Annotated in this window: 17 protein-coding genes and 1 pseudogene; 13 read left to right on the top strand and 5 right to left on the bottom strand. The window is 69.7% G+C overall.

All coding sequences use genetic code 11. The features are described from left to right. The first annotated feature begins 118 nt into the window (after window positions 1-118). Window positions 119-979, top strand: a complete 861-nt coding sequence (mutM, locus tag IEZ21_RS03750) for a bifunctional DNA-formamidopyrimidine glycosylase/DNA-(apurinic or apyrimidinic site) lyase (protein ID WP_189320460.1) — start codon at window positions 119-121, stop codon at window positions 977-979. Here mutM and IEZ21_RS03745 read toward each other — a convergent pair. Continuing rightward, a complete protein-coding gene (locus IEZ21_RS03745; protein ID WP_189320459.1) occupies window positions 952-1341 on the bottom strand; it encodes a winged helix-turn-helix transcriptional regulator in 390 nt (129 codons plus the stop codon). The genes mutM and IEZ21_RS03745 overlap by 28 nt on opposite strands. Window positions 1342-1410: 69 nt before the next feature. Continuing rightward, complete coding sequence (locus tag IEZ21_RS03740) at window positions 1411-2547, bottom strand: CAP domain-containing protein (protein ID WP_189320458.1); 1137 nt, start codon at window positions 2545-2547, stop codon at window positions 1411-1413. Window positions 2548-2678: 131 nt separating this feature from the next. Between IEZ21_RS03740 and IEZ21_RS03735 the strand changes: the two genes are divergently transcribed. From IEZ21_RS03735 to IEZ21_RS03720, 4 genes are all read left to right on the top strand, one after another. Beyond that, complete coding sequence (locus IEZ21_RS03735) at window positions 2679-2960, top strand: acylphosphatase (protein ID WP_189320457.1); 282 nt, start codon at window positions 2679-2681, stop codon at window positions 2958-2960. Between the two features lie 391 nt (window positions 2961-3351). After that, window positions 3352-3555 carry a hypothetical protein gene (locus IEZ21_RS03730; protein ID WP_033321099.1) on the top strand — a complete coding sequence of 68 codons (204 nt, stop codon included), beginning with the start codon at window positions 3352-3354 and terminating at the stop codon, window positions 3553-3555. A 211-nt stretch (window positions 3556-3766) separates the two neighbouring features. Next, window positions 3767-7348, top strand: coding sequence for a chromosome segregation protein SMC (gene smc, locus IEZ21_RS03725; RefSeq protein WP_189320456.1), 3582 nt, complete (start codon window positions 3767-3769; stop codon window positions 7346-7348). Between the two features lie 226 nt (window positions 7349-7574). Next, window positions 7575-8993 carry a sugar porter family MFS transporter gene (locus IEZ21_RS03720; RefSeq protein WP_189320455.1) on the top strand — a complete coding sequence of 473 codons (1419 nt, stop codon included), beginning with the start codon at window positions 7575-7577 and terminating at the stop codon, window positions 8991-8993. Between the two features lie 21 nt (window positions 8994-9014). Here the strand turns inward: IEZ21_RS03720 and IEZ21_RS03715 are convergent, their stop codons facing one another. Continuing rightward, window positions 9015-9995, bottom strand: a complete 981-nt coding sequence (locus IEZ21_RS03715) for an LLM class flavin-dependent oxidoreductase (RefSeq protein ID WP_189320454.1) — start codon at window positions 9993-9995, stop codon at window positions 9015-9017. Between the two features lie 174 nt (window positions 9996-10169). Between IEZ21_RS03715 and ftsY the strand changes: the two genes are divergently transcribed. After that, window positions 10170-11366 carry a signal recognition particle-docking protein FtsY gene (gene ftsY, locus IEZ21_RS03710; protein ID WP_189320453.1) on the top strand — a complete coding sequence of 399 codons (1197 nt, stop codon included), beginning with the start codon at window positions 10170-10172 and terminating at the stop codon, window positions 11364-11366. A gap of 83 nt (window positions 11367-11449) precedes the next feature. Here the strand turns inward: ftsY and IEZ21_RS03705 are convergent, their stop codons facing one another. Beyond that, window positions 11450-12118 (bottom strand): bifunctional DNA primase/polymerase, encoded by a 669-nt coding sequence (locus tag IEZ21_RS03705; protein ID WP_189320452.1) that lies wholly within the window; start codon window positions 12116-12118, stop codon window positions 11450-11452. A gap of 439 nt (window positions 12119-12557) precedes the next feature. Between IEZ21_RS03705 and nsdA the strand changes: the two genes are divergently transcribed. From nsdA to ffh, 5 genes are all read left to right on the top strand, one after another. Beyond that, window positions 12558-14042 carry a transcriptional repressor NsdA gene (gene nsdA, locus IEZ21_RS03700; RefSeq protein WP_189320905.1) on the top strand — a complete coding sequence of 495 codons (1485 nt, stop codon included), beginning with the start codon at window positions 12558-12560 and terminating at the stop codon, window positions 14040-14042. 312 nt (window positions 14043-14354) lie between these two features. Beyond that, complete coding sequence (locus tag IEZ21_RS03695) at window positions 14355-15698, top strand: ammonium transporter (protein WP_189320451.1); 1344 nt, start codon at window positions 14355-14357, stop codon at window positions 15696-15698. Next, window positions 15695-16033, top strand: coding sequence for a P-II family nitrogen regulator (locus tag IEZ21_RS03690; RefSeq protein ID WP_189320450.1), 339 nt, complete (start codon window positions 15695-15697; stop codon window positions 16031-16033). The genes IEZ21_RS03695 and IEZ21_RS03690 overlap by 4 nt, the downstream gene beginning before the upstream one ends. A 22-nt stretch (window positions 16034-16055) precedes the next feature. Next, window positions 16056-18530 (top strand): [protein-PII] uridylyltransferase, encoded by a 2475-nt coding sequence (locus tag IEZ21_RS03685; protein ID WP_189320449.1) that lies wholly within the window; start codon window positions 16056-16058, stop codon window positions 18528-18530. A gap of 143 nt (window positions 18531-18673) precedes the next feature. After that, a complete protein-coding gene (gene ffh, locus IEZ21_RS03680; RefSeq protein WP_189320448.1) occupies window positions 18674-20227 on the top strand; it encodes a signal recognition particle protein in 1554 nt (517 codons plus the stop codon). 76 nt (window positions 20228-20303) lie between these two features. Here ffh and IEZ21_RS03675 read toward each other — a convergent pair whose 3' ends face one another. Beyond that, window positions 20304-21170 (bottom strand): SAM-dependent methyltransferase, encoded by an 867-nt coding sequence (locus IEZ21_RS03675; protein WP_189320447.1) that lies wholly within the window; start codon window positions 21168-21170, stop codon window positions 20304-20306. Between the two features lie 232 nt (window positions 21171-21402). Between IEZ21_RS03675 and proS the strand changes: the two genes are divergently transcribed. Further along, a complete protein-coding gene (gene proS / locus IEZ21_RS03670; protein WP_189320446.1) occupies window positions 21403-22818 on the top strand; it encodes a proline--tRNA ligase in 1416 nt (471 codons plus the stop codon). Between the two features lie 250 nt (window positions 22819-23068). Next, window positions 23069-23252: pseudogene (locus IEZ21_RS47340) on the top strand (hypothetical protein); the annotation flags it as partial.

Here is a 23252-nt window from a genome sequence, read left to right as displayed (position 1 = left end):
CCCTGAGGGGGCGGGCGATCGTGTTCAGCAGCCCCGGGCGGGCCCGGCCAGGAGGCAGCGATACGCTGCCCCGGCTCGGAGAGCCCGAGCCGTCCGTCCACGCATCCGGAGGAGAACCGTGCCCGAACTTCCTGAGGTCGAGGTCGTACGGCGCGGCCTCGAGCGCTGGGTCAGCGGACGGATCGTCGCCGACGTGCAGGTGCTGCACCCGCGCGCGGTACGCCGGCACATCGCCGGAGGCGAGGACTTCGGCGCCCGGCTCAAGGGGCACCGCATCGGGCTGCCTCAACGCCGCGGCAAGTACCTCTGGCTTCCACTCGCCGACCAGCCCAGCGCCGTCCTCGCGCACCTGGGCATGAGCGGACAGTTGCTCGTCCAGCCGGAGGACGCGCCCGACGAGAAGCACCTGCGGATCCGCGTCCGCTTCGACGACACCCTCAACACCGAACTCCGCTTCGTCGACCAACGCACCTTCGGCGGGCTCTCCTTGCACACGACCACCCCCGAAGGACTGCCCGACGTCATCGCGCACATCGCCCGCGACCCACTGGACCCGCAGTTCGACGACGCCGCCTTCCACGAGGCGCTGCGGAGACGGCGTACGACCATCAAGCGGGCCCTGCTCGACCAGTCGCTGATCAGCGGCGTCGGCAACATCTACGCGGATGAGGCGCTGTGGCGCTCGCGATTGCACTACGAGCGCCCGACCACCGGTTTCACCCGCCCGCGCACCGCCGAACTCCTCGGCCACGTACGGGACGTGCTGTACGAGGCCCTCACCGCCGGCGGCACCAGCTTCGACAGCCTGTACGTGAACGTGAACGGCGAGTCCGGCTACTTCGACCGGTCCCTCGACGCCTACGGGCGGGAGGGCGAGCCGTGCCGGCGCTGCGGCACCGCGATCCGGCGGCGGCCCTGGATGAACCGGTCCAGCTACTTCTGCCCGCGCTGTCAGCGAGTGCCGCGCGTAGCGTCGTAACGCTCGCGTGCCGCCAGTACCTCGCCCATGTGCCCCTCCATGAAGTGGATGAGGGACAGCAGCCGCTCGGCGACCCCGCGGCCCAGCGGCGTGAGTTCGTAGTCCACGCGCGGCGGGTTCGTGGGCTGTGCCTCGCGGTGCACCAGACCGTCGCGCTCCAGCGCGTGCAGAGTCTGGGAGAGCATCTTCTCGCTCACGCCGTCGATGCGCCGACGCAGCTCGTTGAAGCGGAACGGGCCTTCGTGCAACGCCCCGAGCGTGAGCCCGCCCCAGCGCCCCGTGACGTGCTCCAGGGTGCCCCGCGAGGGACACGCCTTGGAGAACACGTCGAACGGAAGATCCTGTGTCTCCGTGAGGTCCATATCTTCAGCGTACTCTGGCACAGCGCCTACCGGCAGGTGGCGCTAACCAAGAGAAACCGCTCAGTAGCCTCAGTAGCCGAAGTCCTGCGTCCACCAGGGGCCGCCCGCAGCGAAGTGGGCGCCGACTCCCAGGGTCTTGAAGTCGCAGTTCAGGATGTTCTCGCGGTGGCCGGGGCTGTTCATCCAGGCCTCCATGACCGCCTCGGCGTCGGCCTGGCCGCGGGCGATGTTCTCGCCGCCGAGGTTCGCGATGCCGAGCACGTCCGCCCGGTCCCAGGGGGTGGCCCCGCTCGGGTCGGTGTGGTCGAAGAAGTCCAGCTCGGCCATGTCCTCGCTGAATGCCTGGGCCAGCTTGGCGAGCGTGCCGGACGCCGTCACCGGGCTGCAGCCCACCTTCTCCCGCTCCTGGTTCACCAGCTTGAGCACCTCGGCCTCGGCCGCGGTCTGCGGGGACACCGCCTTGGGCGGGGTGGGCTTGGGCACCTTCGTGGCCGTGCGCTCCGGAGTGGGCTTCGGCTTCGACTTCTCCGGAGTCTTCGTGGTCGGCTTCGCGGAGGGCTTCTTCGCGGTGGGCTCCTCCGTCGGCTTCGTGGGCGTCGGCGAGGGTGAGGAGGAGCGCTCGGTGCCGCGGCTCGTGCCCGAGTCGTCGCGGCCGTCCGTGGAGCCGTCCGCACCGCCCTGGGCGCCGAGGCCGGTCGGGAAGTCAGAGGTCTGCACGTTGCCCGCGTTGTTGCCGCCGGCCGTGTTGGTGTCACCGCCGCCGGGCAGCAGCCCGGAGGCGACCGCGACGGCGCCCATCGCGACGGCCGCGGAGACGCCGAGCAGACCGGTGCGCACGGGCACCGCGGCCTTGGCCTTCTTGCGGCGGCGGTGTGAGCGCCCGGCGGGCGCGAAGCTGGTGGTGGCGTACGCGTCGACGTCGCCCGTCGAGTAGAGGTAGGCGGCGCTCCCCGGGGCGCTGTCGCCCGCGGCGAACAGGTAGGCGTCACTGTGCGCGTAGGCCTCACCGTGCGCATAGGCATCGTTCTGCGCGTGGTGGGCATGTGTCGCGTAGCGGCCCTGGCCGGCCGCCGAGATGGCCTCGGTCGCGTAATCACCCGCGCCGGCCGTTGAGTAACCGCCGGAGTATGTTCCGTACGTTTGAGTGACGCCGGTGGCGCGGCCTGTGGCGGCGCGGCCGGCGGCGGAGCGTCGGTGGCGTCCCATCTCCTGGCCTTCCTCATCCTTGCAGTCAACGTTCCCCACTCGAACGAGTGAGGTGCATTGCGTCGGGACGGTACCGCATGACGCAGGGGGAGGGAGTGCTCGCAAGCCAAATGACTGGTTAGCGTGCCCCCATGAACGACGATGTGCGACTCGTGGCATGGGTACGTGGAAGTGTCCAGGGTGTGGGTTTCCGCTGGTTCACGCGTGCCAAGGCGCTGGAGCTCGGCGGCCTGAGTGGCTTTGCTCTCAATTTGCCGGACGGACGGGTTCAGGTGGTCGCCGAGGGCCCGCGGCCGCGATGTGAGGGCTTGCTCGACTGGCTGCGGGGGGACGACACACCCGGCCGGGTCGACGGAGTCACTGAGATTTGGGACACGTCCAGGGGCGGCTACGACGGCTTCGCCATCCGCTGAGATCCACCGCTTCTCGTCGGCCGCAACACCGCAGGCCGGGGCGCGAGAGGGGTCCGGGACGCCTGCCCGGGGCGGAAACTACCTGGTGGTTGCCAAGAACCGCTTGCCGTGGCAGGCTCGCGAGATAAGGATGATCTCTACGCCCTCAGGGTCCCGAAGGAGAGGCAGCGCCGCCCGTTTTCAGGCCGCGCGCCCCGGGTTGCCCGTCAATACGGGGCGTGATCGTGTTGACCGTCAAACTTTTTGGTGAGACGCTGAAAACCCCGCGCACCTTAGATGTTTGGCATGTAAGAACGGCAGCAACAACTGAACAGTGCCAAGCACCACGGGTGCGATTCCCTCACGACCCACACCGCTTCGGTCGGTCACTCATTGTGGAGGACCATCCATCATGGCAAAGGCGCTTCTCGGTTACGTCGGCGGCTCCGACCCGCGACTCATTGCCGAGATGCGACGGCTCCAGCAGCGCGTCCAGGACCTGGAATCCGAGCTCGTACGGATCCAGGCCGAAAACGACGAGCTCGCGGCTGCCGCTTCTCACGACTCGTTTCTCGAAAGCATCGACGTACCCCAGGCGGAGCCTGCGCTCACCTGACCACCCCGGCAACGACGCCGCCAGTGATCAGGCTGTCCGTGTCAGCCGCTAACCAGTGTTGCAAGGGACGCTTCGGCGTCCCTTCTTTTTGCCCCCGAGTCTGTCCCGCGCACTCTTTCACTCTCTTTAACGTCTGGTGTGCCCTGCACGTTCATGGGTGAAACCGTTCGTTCATGGAGTGAGACAGACCCGGAAGGTAGAGTCCAGCGCCGTGCACCTCAAGGCCCTGACCCTCCGAGGGTTCAAGTCGTTCGCCTCTGCGACCACGCTCCGGTTCGAGCCGGGGATCACGTGTGTCGTCGGTCCGAACGGCTCGGGCAAGTCCAATGTCGTGGACGCGCTCAGCTGGGTCATGGGCGAGCAGGGCGCCAAGTCACTGCGCGGCGGCAAGATGGAGGACGTCATCTTCGCCGGCACCACCGGGCGCCCGCCGCTCGGCCGTGCCGAGGTGTCCCTCACCATCGACAACTCCGACGGCGCGCTGCCCATCGAGTACGCCGAGGTCACCATCACGCGGATCATGTTCCGCAACGGCGGCAGCGAGTACCAGATCAACGGCGACACCTGCCGGCTGCTGGACATCCAGGAACTTCTGTCCGACTCCGGCATCGGCCGCGAGATGCACGTCATCGTCGGCCAGGGCCAGCTCGACTCCGTGCTGCACGCCGATCCGATGGGCCGCCGTGCCTTCATCGAGGAGGCCGCGGGCGTCCTCAAGCACCGTAAGCGCAAGGAGAAGGCGCTGCGGAAGCTGGACGCGATGCAGGCGAACCTCGCGCGCGTGCAGGACCTGACGGACGAACTGCGGCGCCAGCTCAAGCCGCTCGGCCGGCAGGCGGCCGTCGCACGCCGGGCCGCCGTCATCCAGGCAGACCTCCGGGACGCCCGGCTGCGGCTGCTCGCCGACGACCTTGTACGACTCCGCCAGGCGCTCCAGGCCGAGATCGCCGACGAGGCCGCGCTCAAGGAACGCAAGGACGCCGCCGAGGCCGAGCTGAAGAAGGCGCTCCAGCGGGAGGCGCAGCTCGAGGACGAGGTGCGGCGCCTCACACCGCGGCTCCAGCGGGCACAGCAGACCTGGCACGAACTGTCGCAGCTGGCCGAGCGGGTGCGCGGCACGATCTCGCTGGCCGACGCCCGGGTCAAGAGCGCGACCTCCGTGCCGCCCGAGGAGCGGCGCGGGCGCGATCCCGAGGACATGGAGCGCGAGGCCGCACGGATCCGTGAGCAGGAGGCCGAACTCGAAGCGGCCCTCGAGGCGGCCGAGCGGGCACTGGAGGACACGGTCGCGCACCGGGCCGATCTTGAGCGCGAACTGGCGTTGGAGGAACGGCGGCTGAAAGACGTGGCCCGCGCCATCGCCGACCGCCGCGAAGGGCTCGCCCGGCTGAACGGCCAGGTCAACGCGGCCCGTTCACGTGCCGCCTCCGCCCAGGCCGAGATCGACCGGCTCGCCTCCGCACGGGACGAGGCCCAGGAGCGGGCGGTCGCGGCGCAGGAGGAGTACGAGGCGCTCAAGGCCGAGGTCGACGGTCTGGACGAGGGCGACGCGGAGCTGGCCGAACGGCACGAAGCGGCCAAGTCGGCGCTGGCTCAGGCGGAGTCCGCCCTGGCGGCGGCCCGCGAGGCGACCACCTCCGCGGAACGCAAGCGCGCCGCCACCCAGGCCCGCCACGAGGCCCTGGCTCTCGGCCTGCGCCGCAAGGACGGCACGGGCGCTCTGCTCGGAGCGAAGGATCGCCTCACCGGCCTGCTGGGCCCGGCCGCCGAACTCCTGTCGGTCACCCCGGGCCACGAGGTCGCCCTGGCCGCCGCCTTCGGAGTGGCAGCGGACGCCATCGCGGTCACCAGCCCCAACTCGGCCGCCGACGCCATCCGCCTGCTCCGCAAGCAGGACGCGGGGCGAGCCGCCCTGCTGCTGGCGGGGGCACCCGAGGAGGTGCCGGCATCGGGCGACGGTGCCCCCAGCGACGTAACTCCGGAGCACAGCGGGCCTCCATACGCCGCCGATCTCGTCCGTGGGCCCGCCGACCTCATGCCCGCCGTACGGCGGTTGCTGCGCGGCATCGTCGTGGTGGGGACCCTCGAGGACGCAGAGGATCTGGTGAGCGCGCGGCCGGAGCTGACCGCTGTGACCGCCGAAGGCGATCTGCTCGGGGCGCACTTCGCGCACGGAGGGTCGGCCGGGGCGCCGAGTCTGCTCGAGGTGCAGGCGTCCGTCGACGAAGCCGCGGCGGAGCTGGAAGAACTCGCCGTGCGGTGCGAGGAGTTGAGCGAGGCGCAGCATCTCGCCGCCGAGCAGCGAAAGGAACGGGCCGCGCTCGTCGAGGAGTTGGGGGAGCGGCGGCGGGCCGGGGAGCGGGAGAGATCGGCGGTCGCCCAGCAGCTCGGACGGCTGGCCGGGCAGGCCCGAGGGGCGGCAGGGGAGGCCGAGCGGAGCACCGCCGCTGCCGCGCGGGCACAGGAGGCCCTCGACAGGGCCCTGGAGGAAGTCGAAGAGCTGGCCGAACGGCTCGCCGTGGCCGAGGAAATGCCCGTCGAGGAGGAGCCCGACACCTCCGTACGGGACCGGCTCGCCGCGGACGGCGCCAACGCACGGCAGACCGAGATGGAGGCCCGGCTCCAGGCGCGTACGCACGAGGAACGGGTCAAGGGGCTGGCCGGGCGGGCCGACTCGCTCGACCGGGCAGCGCGCGCCGAACGTGAGGCACGCGCGCGTGCCGAACAGCGCAGGGCACGGCTGAGGCACGAGGCCGCCGTCGCCGAAGCCGTCGCCTCCGGTGCGCGGCAGCTCCTCGCGCACGTCGAGGTCTCGGTGAGCCGGGCGGAGAAGGAACGCGCCGCCGCCGAGAGCGCCAAGGCGCTACGGGAACAGGATCTTGTCGTGGCCCGGAACGCAGGGCGCGATCTCAAGGCCGAGCTCGACAAGCTCACGGACTCCGTGCACCGCGGCGAGGTGCTCGGCGCCGAGAAACGGCTGCGGATCGAGCAGCTGGAGACGAAGGCGCTGGAGGAACTCGGTGTGGAGCCGGCGGGTCTCGTCGCCGACTACGGCCCCGACCAGCTCGTACCGCCCTCACCGCCCGCCGAGGGCGAAGAGCTGCCCGAAGACCCCGAGCACCCGCGCAACCAGCCCCGGCCGTTCGTCCGCGCCGAGCAGGAGAAACGGCTCAGGTCGACCGAGCGGGCGTACCAGCAGCTCGGCAAGGTCAATCCGCTGGCCCTGGAGGAGTTCGCCGCACTCGAGGAACGCCACCAGTTCCTCAGCGAGCAGCTGGAGGACCTCAAGAAGACGCGCGCTGATCTTCTCCAGGTGGTGAAGGAGGTCGACGAGCGTGTCGAGCAGGTCTTCAGCGAGGCGTTCTGGGACACAGCCCGGGAGTTCGAGGGCGTCTTCAGCAGGCTGTTCCCGGGTGGGGACGGGCGGCTGATCCTGACCGACCCCGACAACATGCTCACCACGGGCGTGGATGTGGAGGCCCGGCCGCCGGGCAAGAAGGTCAAGCGCCTCAGCCTGCTGTCCGGCGGCGAGCGCTCGCTGACCGCCGTGGCGATGCTCGTGTCGATCTTCAAGGCGCGGCCCAGCCCGTTCTATGTGATGGACGAGGTCGAGGCGGCGCTCGACGACACCAACCTGCAGCGGCTGATCCGCATCATGCAGGAGCTGCAGGAAGCCTCGCAGCTGATCGTGATCACCCACCAGAAGCGCACGATGGAGGTCGCCGACGCGCTGTACGGCGTCTCGATGCAGGGCGACGGGGTGTCGAAGGTCATCAGCCAGCGACTTCGGTAGCTCGGCTTCGCCGGCTCTCGGATGGCTTGGCAGTTGCGTGACGGTCACAACATGGGCACACCATTCAAGCAGCGAACACAAAACCCTTACCTTTTTATGGTCTTGCTCTCGTCTAGCCCGGTTGACTTCAAAACTTGAAGCAATAACCTCGGAAACGTTGCTTTTACCTTCAGTTGAAGGGCTTGCCCACCCCCCGGCAGCGAGGCCGGCGGCCCGAGGAGTACACGTGACCAGCGCAGCACAGACATCCAAGTCAGGAGCCCGAGAGGCTCATCCCGAACACCTCGGGCACGTCATCTTCATCGCGGCGGCGGCCGCGATGGGCGGCTTCCTCTTCGGCTACGACAGCGCCGTGATCAACGGCGCCGTCGAAGCCATCCGGGACCGCTACGACATCGGCTCCGCGGCCCTGGCGCAGGTCATCGCCGTCGCGCTGATCGGCTGCGCGATCGGCGCCGCCACGGCGGGCCGGATCGCCGACCGCATAGGTCGCATCCGCTGCATGCAGATCTCGGCCGTCCTCTTCATCGTCAGCGCCGTCGGCTCCGCACTGCCCTTCGCGCTGTACGACCTCGCCTTCTGGCGCATCGTCGGCGGCTTCGCCATCGGCATGGCCTCCGTGATCGGCCCCGCCTACATCGCCGAGGTCGCCCCCGCCGCGTACCGCGGACGCCTCGGCTCCTTCCAGCAGGCCGCGATCGTCATCGGCATCGCCGTCTCCCAGCTGGTCAACTGGGGCATCCTGAACGCCGCGGACGGCGACCAGCGCGGCACGCTGCTGGGCCTGGAAGCCTGGCAGGTCATGCTCGGCGTCATGGTCGTCCCCGCCGTCCTCTACGGCCTGCTCTCCTTCGCCATCCCCGAGTCGCCCCGCTACCTCATCTCCGCCGGCAAGGAGACCCGCGCCCGCGAGGTGCTCGCCGAGGTCGAGGGCAAGGACATCGACCTGGACGCCCGCGTGCGGGAGATCGAGCACGCCATGAAGAGCGAGCACAAGTCGACCTTCAAGGACCTGCTCGGCGGCAGCTTCTTCTTCAAGCCGATCGTCTGGATCGGCATCGGACTCTCCGTCTTCCAGCAGTTCGTCGGCATCAACGTCGCGTTCTACTACTCCTCGACCCTGTGGCAGTCGGTCGGCGTCGACCCGACGGAGTCGTTCTTCTACTCGTTCACGACGTCGATCATCAACATCGTCGGCACCGTGATCGCCATGATCTTCGTCGACCGGATCGGCCGCAGGCCGCTCGCGCTCATCGGTTCCGTGGGCATGGTCGTCGGTCTCGCCCTGGAGGCCTGGGCCTTCTCCTTCGACCTCGTCGACGGCAAGCTGCCGGCCACCCAGGGCTGGGTCGCACTGATCGCCGCCCACGTCTTCGTCCTCTTCTTCGCCCTCTCCTGGGGCGTGGTCGTCTGGGTCTTCCTCGGCGAGATGTTCCCGAACAAGATCCGCGCCGCCGCCCTCGGCGTAGCCGCCTCCGCGCAGTGGATCGCCAACTGGGCCATCACCGCGAGCTTCCCGTCCCTGGCCGACTGGAACCTCTCCCTGACATACGTGATCTACACCGTCTTCGCCGCCCTCTCCATCCCCTTCGTGCTCAAGTTCGTCACGGAGACCAAGGGCAAGGCGCTGGAGGAAATGGGATAGGCCAGGCCGTACGGCCCCGGCTCAGCCCTCCGCGGCCTTGAGCCGGGGCAGCACGTTCTCGCAGAACAGATGCATGCTGCGCCAGCCCTCGTCGACCGGCATTCCGCCGGACAACGGATGCAGTACGTAGTTCTCGAGGCCCTGCGCCAGACACTCGTCCGGCGTCACAATCCGGTACACACCCTCCGCGCGCAGCTCGTCGACCGTCGTCGCCCCCGACTTCACCGCGGAACGGATGTCGCCGGACTGCCAGGATGCGTACGTCCGCGCCTCATGCAGGAAGTGCTCGCCGTGCTCCGCCCACACCCGGTCCGGGTCCTCGGCAAGATGCAACAGCGGGGTCTCGGCCGGAGGCATCATCGTCCAGCCCTCCGTGCCGTACTCGACGAGACGCTCCTTGTAGTACGCCTCCAGCTCCGGCAGATGCGCGCTCGGGAAGAACGGCAGCCCCAGCCGAGCGGCACGCCGGGCCGCCGCCTGCGAGGAGCCGCCGACCAGCAGCAGCGGATGCGGCCGGGTGTACGGACGCGGGGTGATCCGAACCGTACGGCCGCGGTACTCGAAGTCCTCGCCCGTCCACGCCTTGAGCAGCGTCTCCAGCAGCTCGTCCTGGAGCTTGCCGCGCCGCTTCCACTCGACGTCGAAGAGCGCGTACTCCTCGGGGCGGTAGCCGATCCCCGCGACCGTCACCAGCCGGCCGCCGCTGATCAGGTCGAGTACGGCGATCTCCTCGGCCAGCCGCAGCGGATCGTGCAGCGGGCCGATGATCGCCGAGACCGTGACCGCGATCCGGCGGGTGGCGCCGAAGACGGCTCCGGCGAAGGTGAAGGGGGAGGGCAGCCAGTTGTTGGCGGCGCCGTGGTGCTCCTCGGTCTGCACGGTGGTCATCCCGCGGTCGTCGGCGTACGCGGCCATCTCCAGGGCGGCCTGGTAGCGGGCGCTGAGGGATTCGCTCGTCGCGTTGGGCTCCACCAGGTTGAAACGTACGACCGTCACGGGCATGGCGGGTCCTCCTTCGGGCGGGTTCCGGAGAAGGGGGACGGTAGCTGACGGGGCGTCAGACAGCCATAGTCGCGACATCGGGCCACACCCCGGAAACATCCCGCGCATCCTGGCGGTGCGCGCCCGTGAGCGGAGAAAGACGGCGGGTGGAGGGTCGCGCATACTGGTCCCGTTATGGAAATCGTCATCCTTCTTGTAGTCATCGCCGTAGTCGTGATCGGTGCGCTCGGCGGGCTCGTCGTCGGCAGCCGCCGACGGAAGCAGCCGCCCCCGCCGCCCTCCGCCACGCCCGACATCACCGCCCCTCCGGCCGAGCCGCACGTCGGCGACGAGGCCGAGACGCCGCGCGAGGAACCGCGCCGCACGATCGAGGAGGTGGATCTTCCGGACACCTCGGGGGCCGTTGCCGTCGAGGAACGCCCGGCCGCACCCGAGATCGAGATCCCGGAGCCGACCGCCGGGCGCCTGGTGCGTCTGCGCGCCCGGCTCTCCCGCTCGCAGAACGCGCTCGGCAAGGGGCTGCTCACGCTCCTCTCGCGCGAGCACCTGGACGAGGACACCTGGGAGGAGATCGAGGAGACGCTGCTCACCGCCGATGTCGGCGTGCAGCCCACCCAGGAGCTGGTCGAGCGGCTGCGCGAGCACGTGAAGGTGCTCGGTACCCGTACGCCCGAGGAGCTGCGCGGCCTGCTGCGTGCGGAGCTGCTCACGCTGATCGGCCCCGACATGGACCGCACCGTGAAGACGGAGCCCGAGGCCAGCAAGCCCGGCATCGTGATGGTCGTCGGCGTCAACGGCACCGGCAAGACCACCACCACCGGCAAACTCGCCCGCGTCCTGGTGGCGGACGGCCGCACCGTCGTACTGGGTGCCGCCGACACCTTCCGTGCCGCCGCTGCCGATCAGCTCCAGACCTGGGGCGAGCGGGTCGGCGCGTACACCGTGCGCGGACCCGAGGCCGGCGATCCCGCTTCCGTGGCCTTCGACGCGGTCAAGGAGGGCAAGGAGATGGGCTCGGACGTCGTGCTCATCGACACCGCGGGGCGCCTGCACACCAAGACCGGCCTGATGGACGAGCTGGGCAAGGTCAAGCGCGTGGTCGAGAAGCACGCGCCGCTCGACGAGATCCTGCTGGTCCTGGACGCCACCACCGGTCAGAACGGTCTCGTCCAGGCCCGTGTCTTCGCCGAGGTCGTCGACATCACCGGCATCGTCCTGACCAAGCTCGACGGCACGGCCAAGGGCGGCATCGTCATCGCCGTCCAGCGTGAACTGGGCGTACCGGTCAAGCTCGTCGGCCTGGGTGAGGGCCCGGACGACTTGGCGCCGTTCGAGCCGGAGGCGTTCGTTGACGCTCTTATCGGAGACTGAGGCCGGCTGCCGGAGTTGGTACGTGATCGAAGAAGCGCCCGCCCCCAAGGTGCAGTTGGGAGTGGGCGCTTCGCTCTGTGCGGCTACGCGCGTGACCGGTGCGCCACGTAAGCCAGTGTCCCCAGCAGCAGTCGGGCCGCGGGCGGCTTCGTCGCCGAGTCGAGGGCGGGGGAGCGGAGCCAGTGGACCGGGCCGAGGCCGGCGAGGTCGGAGGGTGGGGCGGTGATGTATGTGCCGTGGCTGAAGCCGTGCAGGTCGAGGGTGGCGTCGTCCCAGTCCCAGCCCATGCGGTAGAGGAGTTCGGGCAGTTCGGCCGCTGTGCCGGGGGCGACGAAGAAGTGGGCGCGGCCCTCGGGGGTGGCCGTCACGGGGCCGAGCGGGAGGCCCATCCGTTCGAGGCGGATCAGTGCGCGTCGTCCGGCGGGTTCGGCGACCTCGATCACGTCGAAGGCGCGTCCCACCGGCAGCATCACGGCGGCGCCGGGGAAGTCGGCCCAGGCCTCGGTCGCCTGGTCGAGTGTGGCGCCGGCCGGGATGACGGGGGCGAAGTCCAGCGGGTGTGCGCCGGGTGCCGGGCAGTCGGTCCGGCCGCAGGAGCAGGAACCCGCGGCTGCTCGGGCGCCGGGCACCACGTCCCAGCCCCACAGTCCGGTGAACTCGGCCACGGTGGTGCACTCCGAGGAGCGGCCGCGGCGGCGTGAGCCGGGCCTGATCTCGCGCATCCCACGGCTGCCGCCGATCGTGAAGCCCATGCCCCCTCCAACAGGTTCAGCGCACCGATGGTTACGTGACGGAATCGGGACGTAACCCTGAGTTCCCGGCGCCGGCTTGGATCAAGCGGCGTCCAGAAGCGCTCCGGGTGGTGCGCTTGGCTCCGTGCGCCCCGGTGTGCACCGTTCCGCCCCTCCTGGCCGTCCTGTGTCAAGTGAATCGCGGTCCGGCAACAGGGAGTTCATTCGAAGGGGTGGCGAATGGTGGCGTTTCCGCGTCCGCCATGGTCCAAGTGGTGATCGTAGGATTACTGTGAGTGCACGACTCCTGGGGACGCTCGCACTCGTGGGTATGCCGGAGGCAAGTCGGCTCTTCGTTCGACAGGTGAGAACCGCCGGACGGGCGACCGTATTTACCGGCAATCTGGTAGGGCTTGGCGCACACAGCGCAACAAGTGGTTTCAGGAATGGGGGCGTGCCAGTGGGCGGCAACGGCGGAAGCGGGACGACCGCGACTGGCGCTGACAAGCGCCCCAATGAGCTGCTCGGCTCGTGGTTCGTGCGCAGCGGCTGGTCCAAGGGCGAGCTGGCCCGCCAAGTGAACCGCAGGGCCCGCCAGTTGGGGGCCAATCACATCTCCACGGACACCTCACGCGTACGCCGCTGGCTGGACGGGGAGAACCCGCGCGAGCCGATCCCGCGCATCCTGTCCGAGCTGTTCTCCGAGCGCTTCGGCTGCGTCGTCGCAGTCGAGGACCTCGGCCTGCGCTCCGCCCACCAGTCACCGTCCGTGTCCGGCGTCGATCTGCCGTGGACGGCCCCGCAGACCATCGCTCTGATCAGCGAGTTCTCCCGCAGCGACCTGATGCTGGCCCGTCGCGGCTTCCTCGGTACCTCGCTGGCCCTCTCCGCCGGTTCGTCACTGATCGAGCCCATGCAGCGCTGGCTGGTGCCCGGTCCCGCCAATCCCCGCGAAGAACCTGAGCCCCAGGCCGTCGCGCGCCGCGCCGGCCGGCTGTCCCAGCCCGAGCTCGATCTGCTGGAGACCACCACGGTCATGTTCCGGCAGTGGGACGCGCAGTGCGGCGGCGGCTTGCGCCGCAAGGCGGTCGTCGGCCAGCTGCACGAGGTGACGGACCTCCTCCAGGAGCCCCAGCCCGAGGCCACCGCCAAGCGCTTGTTCAAGGTCGCTGCCGAGCTGGCCGAGCTGGCGGGCTGGATGAGCTACGACGTCGGGCTGCAGCCCACCGCGCAGAAGTACTTCGTCCTCGCCCTGCACGCCGCCAAGGAAGCCACCGACAAGCCGCTCGGCTCGTTCATCCTGTCCAGCATGAGCCGCCAGATGATCCACCTGGGGCGGCCCGATGACGCCCTGGAACTGATCCACCTCGCACAGTACGGAGGCCGCGACTGTGCGAGCCCTCGTACGCAGTCCATGCTGTATGCGATGGAGGCCCGGGCGTACGCCAATATGGGCCAGCCCGGCAAGTGCAAGCGCGCCGTCCGGATGGCCGAGGACACCTTCGTCGACGCCCAGGAGTTCGACGAGCCCGAGCCCGACTGGATCCGCTTCTTCTCGGAGGCGGAGCTGCACGCCGAGAACTCCCACTCGTACCGTGACCTCGCCTATGTCGCGGGTCGCAGCCCCACCTACGCCTCGCTCGCCGAGCCCGTGATGCAGAAGGCCGTCGACCTTTTCGAGAAGGACACCGAGCACCAGCGTTCGTACGCACTCAACCTCATCGGGATGGCCACGGTGCACCTGCTGCAGCGGGAGCCCGAGCAGGGTGCGGTGCTCGCCAGGAGGGCGCTGGGAGTCGCCAAGAAGGTCCGCTCCGAGCGGGTCAACACCCGTATCCGAAAGACCGTCGACACGGCCGTACGCGACTTCGGGGACCTCGCCGAAGTGGTGGATCTGACCGAGCAGTTGGCCCTGGACCTGCCCGAGACCGCCGACGCGGTCTGACCCCTCGAGCCCCGGCCGCGGCCCGCCTTCCCTTACCGCCCGACTCGGCTCCCCACGCCAGGTCATCGGATGGCAGGCCGCGGTCGGCTGTCCCCCTTCGCCCGAAGGTTGCGCCACGATAACGATCGCGCGAGCGGACATCCGGCAGTTCATCAAGGCGTAACACGCGAGGCGTCTTCGTCACGTCGGCGAAACATCGAGGCGCTTCGACGGAAACGGCGCTGCGCCAATCTCATGCCGCATAACCGGCCCACCCCTCTGCCCGCTCAGGCTTCGCCCGCACGGGGCCGTACCAACGACGAGGAGACGCCGATGGCACCAGCCATCACCCTGGCCGCAGACGCACCCACACTGTCTGCCGCCAACACCGGGTTCATGCTCATCTGTTCTGCCCTGGTGATGCTCATGACGCCGGGCCTGGCCTTCTTCTACGGAGGCATGGTCCGCGTCAAGAGCACCCTCAACATGCTGATGATGAGCTTCATCAGCCTGGGGATCGTCACCATTCTGTGGGTGCTGTACGGCTTCTCCATGGCATTCGGCACCGACTCCGGCAGCATCATCGGCTGGTCCTCGGACTACGTCGGGCTCAGCGGCATCGGCCTCACGCAGCTCTGGGACGGCTACACGATCCCGATCTACGTCTTCGCCGTCTTCCAGCTGATGTTCGCCATCATCACGCCCGCCCTGATCAGCGGCGCCCTCGCGGACCGTGTGAAGTTCTCGGCGTGGGCCCTGTTCGTCGCCCTGTGGGCCACGGTCGTCTACTTCCCGGTCGCGCACTGGGTCTGGGGTGCCGGCGGCTGGGCCTTCGAGCTCGGTGTGATCGACTTCGCCGGTGGTACGGCGGTGCACATCAACGCGGGTGCCGCGGCGCTCGGCGTGATTCTGGTCATCGGCAAGCGCGTCGGTTTCAAGAAGGACCCGATGCGCCCGCACAGCCTCCCGCTGGTCATGCTCGGCGCCGGTCTGCTGTGGTTCGGCTGGTTCGGCTTCAACGCCGGCTCCTGGCTCGGCAACGATGACGGCGTCGGCGCGCTGATGTTCATCAACACGCAGATCGCCACCGCCGCCGCCGTACTCGCCTGGCTCGCCTACGAGAAGATCCGCCACGGCGCGTTCACCACCCTCGGTGCCGCCTCCGGTGCGGTCGCCGGTCTGGTCGCGATCACCCCGTCCGGTGGTGCGGTCTCCCCGCTCGGCGCGATCGCCGTCGGCGCCATCGCCGGTGTGCTGTGTGCCATGGCTGTCGGCCTGAAGTACAAGTTCGGCTACGACGACTCGCTCGACGTCGTCGGCGTCCACCTCGTCGGCGGTGTCGTCGGCTCCCTGCTCATCGGCTTCTTCGCCACCGGTGGCGGCCAGTCCGACGTCGCGGGCCTCTTCTACGGCGGCGGCCTGGACCAGTTCTGGAAGCAGTGCGCCGGTGTCTTCGCGGTCCTCGGTTACTCTCTCGTTGCCTCCGCGGTCCTTGCCTTCCTGATCGACAAGACGATCGGGATGCGGGTCAGCGAGGACGATGAGGTCGCGGGCATCGACCAGGCGGAGCACGCCGAAACCGCATACGACTTCAGCGGTGGCGGCGGTGGCTCGGCGTTCAGCGCCGCGCCCGCGGCCCCGGCTCAGGAGGCCAAGGCCAAGAAGGTGGACGCATGAAGCTCATCACCGCAGTCGTCAAGCCCCACCGGCTCGACGAGATCAAGGATGCCCTGCAGGCCTTCGGGGTGCACGGCCTGACGGTCACAGAGGCCAGCGGTTACGGTCGTCAGCGGGGACACACCGAGGTCTACCGCGGTGCCGAGTACACCGTCGACCTGGTCCCCAAGATCCGTATCGAGGTGCTGGCCGAGGACGACGACGCCGAACAGCTGGTCGACGTCATCGTCAAGGCGGCCCGTACCGGCAAGATCGGAGACGGCAAGGTCTGGTCCATCCCGGTCGAGACGGCCGTCCGGGTCCGGACCGGCGAGCGCGGACCCGACGCGCTGTAAAGAGAAGAACAGGAGTCGCTGGGTGACGAGTACGGATGTGCGTACGGAAGCAGAGGATTCGGGACCCAGCGGCTATGCGGCGGCCCGGCTGCGCCTCCTCCAGGAGGGGGCGCGGTCCGGGCCGCCGCGCCGTGCGGCCCTCGCGGAACTGACCGACGACTGGCTCACCGGTCTCTTCGACGCCGGAGCCGAAGGGCTGCGCGGCGTCTCCCTCGTGGCCGTCGGCGGCTACGGCCGCGGCGAACTGTCCCCACGCAGCGACCTCGACCTGCTGCTCCTGCACGACGGCAGCGCCGACCCGGATGCGGTCGCCGCCCTCGCCGACCGCATCTGGTACCCCGTGTGGGACCTCGGCCTCGCCCTCGACCACTCCGTCCGTACGCCGGCCGAGGCGCGCAAGACCGCGGGCGACGACCTGAAGGTCCAGCTCGGCCTGCTCGACGCCCGCCATCTCGCGGGCGACCTCGGTCTGACCGCCGGACTGCGTACGACCGTCCTCGCCGACTGGCGCAACCAGGCGCCCAAACGCCTGCCCGAACTCCAGGAGCTGTGCGCCGAACGGGCCGAGCGCCAGGGCGAGTTGCAGTACCTCCTCGAACCGGACCTCAAGGAAGCGCGCGGCGGCCTCCGCGACGCCACCGCCCTGCGCGCCGTCGCCGCCTCCTGGCTCGCGGACGCCCCGCGCGAGGGCCTCGCCGACGCACGCAAGCGGATACTCGACGTCCGCGACGCCCTGCACCTCGCGACCGGCCGCGCCACCGACCGGCTCTCGCTCCAGGAGCAGGACCAGGTCGCCGCGGAACTCGGCCTGCTGGACGCCGACACCCTGCTGCGCCAGGTGTACGAGGCCGCCCGCGTCATCTCGTACGCCAGTGACGTCACCTGGCGTGAAGTGGGGCGCGTACTCAAGTCGCGCGCCGTACGCCCGCGCCTGCGCGCCATGCTGGGCGGCGGCAAGCCCGTCCCCGAGCGTTCCCCGCTGGCAGAAGGCGTCGTCGAGCAGGACGGCGAGGTCGTCCTCGCCCGAGCCGCCCGCCCCGAACGCGACCCGGTGCTGCCGCTGCGCGCCGCCGCCGCTGCCGCCCAGTCCGGACTGCCGCTCTCGCTGCACGCCGTCCGCCGGATGGCCGCCGTGGCCCGCCCGCTCCCCACGCCCTGGCCCGCCGAGGCCCGCGAACAGCTGGTCACCCTGCTCGGCTCAGGCCCCTCGACCATCGAGGTCTGGGAGGCCCTGGAGGCGGAGGGCCTGATCACCCGGCTGCTGCCCGACTGGGAGCGCGTACGCTGCCGCCCGCAGCGCAACGCCGTGCACATCTGGACCGTCGACCGGCACCTCATCGAGACCGCGGTGCAGGCCTCCGAGCTGACCCGTCGCGTCGGCCGCCCCGACCTCCTCCTGGTCTCCGCGCTGCTGCACGACATCGGCAAGGGCTGGCCAGGCGACCACTCCGTCGCAGGCGAGATCATCGCGCGCGACGTGGCCGCCCGGATCGGCTTCGACCGCACGGACGTCGCGACACTCGCCACCCTCGTACGCCATCACCTGCTGCTCGTCGAAACGGCGACCCGGCGTGACCTGGAGGACCCGGCGACCGTGCGCTCGGTCGCCGAGGCGGTCGGCTCGCAGGGCACGCTGGAGCTGCTGCACGCGCTCACCGAGGCGGACGCGCTGGCCACCGGGCCCGCCGCCTGGTCCTCGTGGCGGGCTTCCCTGGTGGCCGACCTCGTCAAGCGGGTCTCGGCCGTACTCGCCGGGGACGCCCCCGAGGAGCCGGAGACCGCCGTGCCCACCGCCGAGCAGGAGCGGCTCGCGATCGAGGCGTTCCGCACCGGCAGCCCCGTACTGTCCCTGCGCGCCCAGACCGAGCCGCCGTCCGAGGACCCCTCGGGCGAGCCGGAGCCTCTCGGTGTGGAGCTGCTCATCGCGGTGCCGGACCAGCCCGGGGTGCTGCCCGCCGTGGCCGGCGTGCTGGCGATGCACCGGCTCACCGTGCGTACGGCGGAACTGCGGGCGCTGGATCTGCCGGACTCCGTCCAGGATGCCGAGGGCTCCTCGGGTTCCGAGGGCTCGGTGCTGCTCCTCGACTGGCGTGTCGCCGCCGAGTACGGCTCGTTGCCGCAGGCCGCCCGGCTCCGCGCGGACCTTGTGCGCGCCCTGGACGGCTCCCTCGACATCACCGGGCGGCTCGCCGAGCGGGACGCCGCGTATCCCCGGCGACGAGGGATCATCGCGCCGCCGCCGCGGGTGACGGTCGCTTCGGTCGGGTCGCGGCGGGCCACGGTGATCGAGGTGCGGGCTCATGACGCGCCTGGGCTGTTGCACCGCATCGGCCGGGCCCTGGAGGACGCGAACGTCCGCGTGCGGAGCGCGCACGTCAGCACTTTGGGTGCGAACGCGGTGGACGCCTTCTACGTGACGGATCCCGAAGGGGCGCCCTTGCCGGGCGAGGAGGCGGCTTCGGTGGCTCGGACGCTGGAGGAGACGTTGCGGGAGTAGCCAGGGGGCGCCTTCCGGCTCCGTACGACGTGAGGGCGCTCTCCGGCTTCGCATGAACGGGGTGAAGACCCCACTTGGCAGGTGCGGATACCCTGGAGGGCGACCCTGTCCGCCTGCTCCCAACTTGAGGATTCGCGACCGCCGTGTTCGACACTCTTTCCGATCGCCTCGCAGCGACATTCAAGAACCTCCGCGGTAAAGGGCGCCTCAGCGAGGCGGACATCGACGCCACGGCGCGTGAAATCCGTATCGCCCTCCTGGAGGCGGACGTCGCGCTCCCGGTGGTGCGCGCCTTCATCAAGCAGGTCAAGGAAAGGGCAGCCGGGGCCGAGGTCTCCCAGGCCCTCAACCCTGCCCAACAGGTCATCAAGATCGTCAACGAGGAGCTCGTCGGCATCCTCGGCGGCGAGACCCGGCGCCTGCGCTTCGCCAAGCAGCCGCCGACCGTGATCATGCTGGCGGGTCTGCAGGGTGCCGGTAAGACGACCCTCGCCGGAAAGCTCGGCAAGTGGCTCCAGAGCCAGGGCCACACCCCCGTGCTCGTCGCTTGCGACCTCCAGCGCCCGAACGCCGTGAACCAGCTGAGCGTCGTCGCCGAGCGTGCCGGCGTCGGCGTCTACGCACCTCAGCCGGGCAACGGCGTCGGGGACCCGGTGCAGGTCGCCAAGGACTCCATCGAGTACGCGAAGCAGAAGCTGCACGACGTCGTCATCGTCGACACCGCGGGCCGGCTCGGCATCGACCAGGAGCTGATGCAGCAGGCGGCCGACATCCGTGACGCGGTCTCGCCCGACGAGATCCTCTTCGTCGTCGACGCGATGGTCGGTCAGGACGCGGTCAACACCGCCGAGGCCTTCCGCGACGGCGTCGGCTTCGACGGCGTGGTGCTCTCGAAGCTCGACGGTGACGCCCGCGGTGGTGCGGCGCTGTCCATCGCGCATGTCACCGGCCGCCAGATCATGTTCGCCTCGAACGGCGAGAAGCTGGACGACTTCGACGCGTTCCACCCGGACCGCATGGCGTCCCGCATCCTCGGCATGGGCGACATGCTCACGCTGATCGAGAAGGCCGAGCAGACCTTCTCGCAGCAAGAGGCCGAGCAGATGGCCTCCAAGCTGGCCTCCAGCAAGGGCAAGGACTTCACGCTCGACGACTTCCTGGCCCAGATGGAGCAGGTCAGGAAGATGGGCTCCATCTCCAAGCTGCTCGGCATGCTCCCGGGCATGGGTCAGATCAAGGACCAGATCAACAACCTCGACGAGCGCGACGTCGACCGTACGGCCGCGATCATCAAGTCGATGACTCCGGGCGAGCGCCAGGACCCGACGATCATCAACGGTTCGCGGCGCGCGCGTATCGCCAAGGGTTCCGGTGTCGAGGTCAGCGCGGTGAAGGGCCTGGTCGAGCGGTTCTTCGAGGCGCGCAAGATGATGTCCCGCATGGCCCAGGGCGGCGGAATGCCGGGTATGCCCGGGATGCCGGGCACGGGGGGCGGCGCCGGCCGGACGAAGAAGGCGCCCAAGAAGGCCAAGGGCAAGCAGCGCTCCGGCAACCCCATGAAGCGCAAGCAGCAGGAGCAGGAGGCTGCGGCCCGCCGCGAGGCCGCGAGCCAGGCCGGGGGTGCCCTCGGCCTGCCGGGCGGGCAGCAGCCGCAGGACTTCGAGCTGCCCGACGAGTTCAAGAAGTTCATGGGCTGACGGGTTTTCTCGTACGTCGCTGGGGGCGCCCTCTCGAAGGAGGGCGCCCCCAGCGACGTAATGGGGCCCCGGCTCCTTAAGGCGTACGCGCGATCAGGTACCGGAACACATTCGGCATCCACACCGTGCCGTCGCGTCGCTGATGTGGATGGAGCGCTTCCGTCAGCTCCTTGTCGACCTGGGCCTGGTCGGTCGCGGCGACGGCCGCGTCGAAGAGCCCCGTGGACAGCAGGCCGCGTACCGCGTTGTCCATGTCGGCGTACCCGAAGGGGCAGGCCACCCGCCCGGAGCCGTCGGGCCTCAGGCCGGCGCGCTGGGCGACCTCCTCCAGGTCGTCGCGGCGGGCGGGGCGCCAGCTTCCCGTGCTGCGCAGGGGGTCCGCCAGCTTGGTGGCGACCCGCAGCACGGAGGAGGTGGCGCAACGTTCCGGCGGACCCCAGCCGACCAGCACGACCGGAGCCCCACGGACGGCGAGCGGTGTCGCGGCCGACAGGAGCTCGCCGAGCCCTTCGGAGTCCCCGGCCATGCAGCCGATGGGTTCGAAGGCGGTCACCAGGTTGTACGCGGGCGTCTCCGCGTCGGCCGCGTCTGCCGCGTCTTCAGGGGTCCCGTCGACCAGTCGTACGTCGGCACGCGCGCGCGTGCCCCACGCTTCGGGCAGCAGACGTTCCCTCGCGAGGGCCAGCCGTTCGGGTGTGCACGAGTCGACACCGGTGACCGCGGCGCCCCGTGACGCCGCCATCAGAAGGGCGAGCCCGGAACCGCAGCCGAGGCCGAGCAGCCGGGTCGGGGGGCCTGCTTCGAGTCGTTCGTAGACGGCTTCGTAGAGGGGGACGAGCATCCGTTCCTGGATCTCGGCCCAGTCACGCGCGCGTGAGCACGGGGCCACACGGGACGTGGGTCCAGCGTGAGGCAGGTGCTGCCGCACGAGCGTAGGTGTCATAAAGCGCCCCAATCAACCGAGAGTTGCTGCTGTGCCCCGTTTCCTTTGCCCCCGTGCAGTGCGCTCGCACTGCCCCCGTATGCCAGGAAACTCCGCGCTCGTCGTGGCGTCCAGGGGTTGCGGCCTTCTGCTTGTGTGCCACCTTTGTGCGCCTCAATGCGCCCTGGCCTGTTGGCGCTCGGAGGAATAATTCGGTCACGATCGGGACAGTGGCCGCCGTACCCTTCGCACCATGGCAAAGACACCTGTTCTCACTCCCCGGGCGGACGATTTTCCGCGCTGGTACCAGGATCTGATCACCAAGGCCGAGCTGGCCGACAACGGTCCGGTGCGCGGCACCATGGTGATCCGACCGTACGGGTACGGGCTGTGGGAGCGGATGCAGCAGGACATGGACGCCCGCATCAAGGAGACGGGCGCCCAGAACGCGTACTTCCCGCTCCTGATCCCGCAGTCGTACCTCGCCAGGGAGGCCGATCACGTCGACGGTTTCGCGCCCGAGCTGGCCGTGGTCACCCACGGTGGCGGCAAGGAACTCGAGGAGCCCGCCGTCGTACGCCCCACCTCAGAGATGATCATCAACGCCTCCTTCTCGAAGTGGGTGCAGAGCTACCGCGACCTGCCGCTGCTGATCAACCAGTGGGGGAACGTGGTGCGCTGGGAGCTGCGTCCGCGCCTCTTCCTGCGGACCACCGAGTTCCTGTGGCAGGAGGGGCACACCGCGCATGCCACGTACGAGGAGGCGCGTGATTTCGCGGCCCGTATTCAGCGCCAGGTCTACGCGGACTTCATGGAGAACACCCTCGCGATGGACGTCGTCCTCGGCCGCAAGACCGTCAAGGAGCGCTTCGCGGGCGCCATCAACACCCTCACGCTCGAAGGCATGATGGGCGACGGCAAGGCCCTCCAGCTGGGCACCAGCCATGAGCTCGGCCAGAACTTCGCGAAGGCGTTCAACACCCGCTTCCTGTCGAAGGAAGGCACGCAGGAACTGGTCTGGCAGACCTCCTGGGGGTCGACGACCCGCATGATCGGCGCCCTGGTGATGATGCACGGCGACGACGACGGACTCCGGATCCCGCCCCGTCTCGCCGCCGTCCAGGCCGTCGTCCTCGCCGTGAAGGGCGATGACGCGGTTCTGGCCAAGGTCCGCGAGATCGGCGACCGGCTGAAGGCGGCGGGCGTACGCGTCCACGTGGACGACCGCACGGACACGCCGTTCGGCCGCCGCGCCGTCGACTGGGAGCTCAAGGGCGTTCCCGTACGTATCGAGGTCGGCCCCCGTGACCTGGAGAGCGGCACCGCGATGCTGACCCGGCGTATCCCTGGCGGCAAGGAGCCGGTGGCGATCGACTCGCTCGCCGGCCTGCTGCCCGCTGTCCTGGAGGAGGGTCAGGCGCTGCTTCTGCGGCAGTCGCGCGAGCGCCGTGAGTCCCGTACGGCTCAGGTGTCGACGATCGACGAAGCCGTCGAGGTGACAACCGCCGGCGGCTGGGCGCGCATCCCCTGGGCCGACCTCGGCGCGGAAGGCGAGGCCAAGCTGGCCGGGCACGCCGTGACCGTACGGTGTCTGGTCGCCGAGGACGGGTCGGTTCCCGAGTCCGAGGACGCACCCGGTAACGTCGCCGTCGTCGCGCGCGCTTACTGAGGCCCGCCGAGGCGGCTGAAAACGCCCCTTGCACAACTGATGACCACAGGTGCCCCGGCGCGCGGACATCGTCTACGTGTCGGGGCGTACGTATAGCTACGTACCAGCTTGGTATGAGCTGTGAGACTTCTCCACAGATCAGCGCACCCGCCCTCGTCCGGACGCATCAGCGGCAACTGACGGGTACGTGCAAATTATTTGAGATGCCCCGGAATAGGAACACACGGGCACTCAGGCTCGTTGTCACGACGTGAGCACGACACCACCTGTTCTCGCCGCAGAGCTGGCAGGGGCGTGGGCCGATATTCAGCGGCACCACCCCGAACTGCCGGATCTTGCCGCGCCCGAGTCCCTGATCGGGGAGTCGTCGTCCGCCTGCGGACACGAGCTCTCCTTCGAGCGACTGCTTCATGAGGCAGTCCACGGCATCGCCG

It is taken from the genome of Streptomyces flaveus, assembly GCF_014647675.1.
Classification (GTDB): Bacteria; Actinomycetota; Actinomycetes; order Streptomycetales; family Streptomycetaceae; genus Streptomyces; species Streptomyces flaveus.
Note: the sequence above shows the minus strand (reverse complement) of the source record. Positions and strands in the feature narration are given on the sequence as shown.

Coding starts and splice junctions, on each gene's coding strand:
- IEZ21_RS03745 (WP_189320459.1), bottom strand. CDS start 1,341: ATGGACCTCACGGAGACACAGGATCTTCCGTTCGACGTGTTCTCCAAG.
- IEZ21_RS03740 (WP_189320458.1), bottom strand. CDS start 2,547: ATGGGACGCCACCGACGCTCCGCCGCCGGCCGCGCCGCCACAGGCCGC.
- IEZ21_RS03735 (WP_189320457.1), top strand. CDS start 2,679: ATGAACGACGATGTGCGACTCGTGGCATGGGTACGTGGAAGTGTCCAG.
- IEZ21_RS03730 (WP_033321099.1), top strand. CDS start 3,352: ATGGCAAAGGCGCTTCTCGGTTACGTCGGCGGCTCCGACCCGCGACTC.
- IEZ21_RS03715 (WP_189320454.1), bottom strand. CDS start 9,995: ATGCCCGTGACGGTCGTACGTTTCAACCTGGTGGAGCCCAACGCGACG.
- ftsY (WP_189320453.1), top strand. CDS start 10,170: ATGGAAATCGTCATCCTTCTTGTAGTCATCGCCGTAGTCGTGATCGGT.
- IEZ21_RS03705 (WP_189320452.1), bottom strand. CDS start 12,118: ATGGGCTTCACGATCGGCGGCAGCCGTGGGATGCGCGAGATCAGGCCC.
- IEZ21_RS03695 (WP_189320451.1), top strand. CDS start 14,355: ATGGCACCAGCCATCACCCTGGCCGCAGACGCACCCACACTGTCTGCC.
- IEZ21_RS03690 (WP_189320450.1), top strand. CDS start 15,695: ATGAAGCTCATCACCGCAGTCGTCAAGCCCCACCGGCTCGACGAGATC.
- IEZ21_RS03675 (WP_189320447.1), bottom strand. CDS start 21,170: ATGACACCTACGCTCGTGCGGCAGCACCTGCCTCACGCTGGACCCACG.
- proS (WP_189320446.1), top strand. CDS start 21,403: ATGGCAAAGACACCTGTTCTCACTCCCCGGGCGGACGATTTTCCGCGC.